The 617-nt window shown below is 50.6% G+C and carries 1 protein-coding gene; it reads right to left on the minus strand.

Annotated elements, in window-relative coordinates; genetic code table 11:
- A partial coding sequence (locus L654_RS0101320; RefSeq protein ID WP_024607017.1) for an Ig-like domain-containing protein occupies positions 1-617 on the minus strand: 617 nt, incomplete at both ends.

The following is a 617-nucleotide window of genomic DNA, read 5'->3' on the forward strand; positions in this document are numbered from 1 at the left end:
GCTTCCATCTGGTAACTCAGGGCTGATTGCTTGCCAATCACCATTTGCATCCACGGTGGCGGTGATTGGGTGTTCATCACCGTTACTGTCGGTAATAACAATGTTTATAACCGTGCCTGCAGGCTCTGTTGAGGTACCACTAACAACTGGGGTGCTGTCGTTACCCAAACCCAGTGCATCAACGGTGACAACCGGTGTAATAGTATCCACATTACCACTGCTGTTTGCTGTGCTCTCATTGCCTGCCGCATCGGTAATACTCGCGCTTACAGTAAAGTCACCTTGTGCAAGGGCACCTGGAATTTCAATGTTCCAGTGACCATCGCTGCCAACTAGGGTCTCAATCGTTTGCACAGCACCTGCGCTGTCGGTGATGGTGAGTGTAATAGTGCCACCAATTTCATTACTGGTGCCCTGCAGCTCAGGTGTTAAATCGCTAACATCGCCTACGTTTTGAATGGTTAAAGTGGGTGCTTGTGTGTCGATGGTGGTGGTATCACTCACGGTGGTTTCGTTGCCGACACTATCGCGCACACTTACTTCAATCGTGCTTTCACCTTCACTTAATGGTGTCGCTGGTGTGGCGCTCCAGTTGCCATTGGCATCCACTAAGGCGG

The sequence above is a fragment of the Pseudoalteromonas sp. TAB23 genome (assembly GCF_000498075.1).
In the GTDB taxonomy this organism is placed as follows: domain Bacteria; phylum Pseudomonadota; class Gammaproteobacteria; order Enterobacterales; family Alteromonadaceae; genus Pseudoalteromonas; species Pseudoalteromonas arctica.